Source organism: Candidatus Aegiribacteria sp., assembly GCA_021108435.1.
GTDB lineage: Bacteria > Fermentibacterota > Fermentibacteria > Fermentibacterales > JCC-6 > Aegiribacteria.
In genome coordinates this window covers 1-3,034 of the sequence record JAIOQY010000010.1, presented here as the reverse complement: position 1 = coordinate 3,034, position 3,034 = coordinate 1, and the positions used below count along the sequence as shown (strand labels likewise).

At 46.2% G+C, this 3,034-nt stretch carries 5 protein-coding genes; 4 read left to right on the top strand and 1 reads right to left on the bottom strand.

Annotated features, from left to right (window positions below):
* On the top strand, positions 1-357 hold a 357-nt coding region (locus tag K8R76_00545; GenBank protein ID MCD4846660.1), incomplete at its 5' end, for a DMT family transporter.
* A 17-nt stretch (positions 358-374) separates the two neighbouring features.
* Here K8R76_00545 and K8R76_00540 read toward each other — a convergent pair.
* Positions 375-1,049 (bottom strand): hypothetical protein, encoded by a 675-nt coding sequence (locus K8R76_00540; GenBank protein MCD4846659.1) that lies wholly within the window; start codon positions 1,047-1,049, stop codon positions 375-377.
* An 88-nt stretch (positions 1,050-1,137) separates the two neighbouring features.
* On the opposite strand from K8R76_00540, the gene arfB reads away from it, so the two are divergent.
* The 3 genes from arfB to selD all read left to right on the top strand — a co-directional run bounded on the left by arfB (position 1,138) and on the right by selD (position 2,874).
* The gene (gene arfB / locus K8R76_00535) at positions 1,138-1,569 is read left to right on the top strand and encodes an aminoacyl-tRNA hydrolase (GenBank protein ID MCD4846658.1); all 432 of its coding nucleotides are present in this window, start codon (positions 1,138-1,140) and stop codon (positions 1,567-1,569) included.
* 84 nt (positions 1,570-1,653) lie between these two features.
* Entirely contained in the window at positions 1,654-1,875 is a 222-nt protein-coding gene (locus tag K8R76_00530; GenBank protein MCD4846657.1) for a hypothetical protein, read from the top strand.
* 9 nt (positions 1,876-1,884) lie between these two features.
* On the top strand, positions 1,885-2,874 hold the full coding sequence (selD, locus tag K8R76_00525; GenBank protein ID MCD4846656.1) for a selenide, water dikinase SelD: 990 nt from the start codon (positions 1,885-1,887) through the stop codon (positions 2,872-2,874).
* Positions 2,875-3,034: the final 160 nt, after the last annotated feature.

Below are 3,034 nucleotides of genomic sequence, written 5' to 3'. Positions count from 1 at the left end.
TATACCGCAATAAGAGCTCTGCGCAAAACAGATAAACCCCTGATAATAGTATTCTGGTTCTCAGTGCTGATGTCGCTGGTCTTTCTGCCGTCTGTTATCCGAAACGGAGTAATACCGGATTCACGATCACTTATTCTCCTGATATGCATTGGTATCTTCGGCGCTTCGGGACAGCTTTTCATGACTTCAGCATACAGATATGCTCCCGGAGGCAAGGTTGCAATATACGGCTACCTCAGCGTGATCTTTTCAATGCTCTGGCAAACAATGTTCTTCAACTCCATACCGAGTTTGGCTGTTTTTGCAGGCGCAGCGCTGATTCTGCTCGGGGGGTGGATTAATTATCGAGTCAGATGATCAGTATGATGAAATATTTACCAGGCTGATCTGCTGTTGACCATGTAGAAAACGGGCATCGCGATGGCAACCAGATCAGCGTACTCCTCAGGTTTTCTGCGTCTTCCAAAGTTGATCATCAGGACATTTCCGCTCATCTCGAAAGTCTTGAAGGCTTTTCTCTGCTGCAGAAGGTGCTGCCTTAACTCATGTCCGAATACCTGAGGGGTGCGAACTTCGTCCCCCTTGATTACGAATGCTTTTGAGAATTCGGGATCTTCCGAAAAATCAATATCCTGAGCACCAAATTTTTCTCCAACCCAGTCAAACAGTGCCACCTGCCCCCGCAAGAAAGTCACTGGCAGATCAAGCCCTTCTTTTTCAAGAATGCAGATCGTCTGTTTATGAACCTTTGATGAACGTCCTTTGCCGGTGTTGTGATATGTTGTGTACTGATAATCAGCCAGATGAACCTTAACTCCTTCCGATTCCCACTCCAGATAATTCTTCATTTTCCGGCTGCTTCCGCTGTTGAAAAGTCGAAACGGGAAGCAGGTATGTTTTTCTGTATCTTTAGGAGTGAATTTCGCTCCAAGCCGATGTGATATCGATTCCCACGCTGAAGTTCGCTTCTTCTCAAACAAGAAAACCATCCAGATAATTACACCCGCAAGAACTAATAAACCGGCAATTGGAAGGACAACAGGATTCATAAGCATTCCTTTCTTTTTACAAACGTCTTGAAAGAGTATATACATAATGCAGGAGAAATTGAAACCGGTCAACAGTAAAGACAGCAGTATGATAAAAGTAACCGAAAATATCAGTATAAGTGAAACCGAGATCGAGCTCGAGTTCACACGCTCAGGCGGACCCGGAGGCCAGAAGGTCAATAAGACATCCTCCGCCGTAGTACTCAAATTTGATATTGACGGTTCGCCGTCTCTTTCAAAAACTGTAAAGACCCGGCTGAAGAAAATCGGCGGCAGCGGAGTAACCACTAACGGTATATTGATAATCCATGCTAGACGATACCGGTCACAGACCATGAATCGTGATGATGCCGTGCAGAGACTGATCAGACTGCTTAAAAAGGCGGCTCACAAACCGGTAGAACGCAAATCAACGAAACCGACTCTCGCCTCGAAGAAAAAGAGACTTCAGGAAAAACGGGAACGGAGCCTGCTGAAAAAGAAACGCGGGTTCAAAGCTTCAGAAAACGATATGGATTAGTTATTTCTTTTCACAGTTTTTTTTGTATATATTCTTATAGTGCTGGTATGTTATTTTCTTATTCATTTTCAGATACGGACTGATTTGAAAGAATCAAGGCTCTACGATGGAAAGAATTGCCCATGCCCTTCTGACTGCAGAAGAAGAGGCAACTGCAAGGAATGCATACCTTTCCATCACGACAGGCACCAGCAGACCTACTGCGAATTCCTCCTGAATAAACTGCAGGGCGGCGGAGTACCTGAGAGATCGCTTCCTACAGGGAAGATGATACGCCTCATGGACTACGGCCCCTGCGCTGGTTGAGCAGGCAAGCTGAATCCGACCAGGCTGGCCGGGATACTTGAAAAGCTTCCGTTGCCTGATTCACCCAATCTTATCGTTGGCATGCAGACAATGGACGATGCAGGGGTTTACAAAATTTCAGACAGTGTCGCTCTGGTGCAGACTGTTGATTTCTTCTATCCGATAGTGGACGATCCCCGCAGCTTCGGCCGGATTGTCGCCGCGAACAGCATGTCCGATATCTGGGCTATGGGTGCGAAAGCAATAACGGCTATGAACCATCTTGGTTATCCAGCTGGAAAAATACCACCGGAAGCTATCGAGGAACTTCTCATTGGCGGCGCTGAAAAACTGCATGAAGCCGGAGTTGTACTTCTCGGCGGTCATACACTAGAGCAGGAAGAAATGGTATACGGCATGAGCGTTACGGGGCTGACCGATCCCGAATCCGCTTTGACCAATGACAACGCCAGACCGGGCGATGTTATTATTCTGACAAAACCAATTGGAACAAGCGTCTACTGCGATGCAATGCTCAATGATGGACTTACCACAGAACAATTTTCGCTTTTCGTATACTGGATGGAACGCCTTAACATGTACGCGTCTGAAGTAATGCAACGATTCGATATAAGCTGCCTGACCGACGTGACAGGCTTCGGACTCCTCGGACACACTCTTCCAATCGCGAGAAATGCCGGAGTAAAACTGGTCTTCCGATCAGCAGATGTTCCCCTTCTTCCCGGTCTTCCTGATCTGCTTGACAGATTCAATCCAAGCGGAGTATGCAAATGCAAGGATTTCGTTGAACCACACCTGAAGATGCCGGAAAACCTGGATAAGAGATATTTCATACTTTTCGCTGAAGCGCAGACTTCGGGCGGATTGCTGGCAACTGTGAGACCGGATCAGGCCGAAGCGCTTGTGAACGCTCTTAAAGAAAATGGTGATACAGAATCAACCATTATCGGAAGAGTCGAGAAACTGGATGATCCCGCCGTGTTCCTCGAAATCGAATAAATAAGAAGAAAGAAAATACGATGGAGAACTTTCATGAACAGATCCAGGAATTAAAGAACAGAATTGAACTGCTGGAAAAGGACAGCCCCGAAGATAAGTTATCGATAATTGTTTTTTCCGGTTCACTGGATAAACTTATTGCAGCTTTCATTATAGCAAC

Bases quoted from the DNA above. Each gene is read 5' to 3' on its own strand.
- arfB (MCD4846658.1), top strand. From the start codon at position 1,138: ATGATAAAAGTAACCGAAAATATCAGTATAAGTGAAACCGAGATCGAG.
- K8R76_00540 (MCD4846659.1), bottom strand. From the start codon at position 1,049: ATGAATCCTGTTGTCCTTCCAATTGCCGGTTTATTAGTTCTTGCGGGT.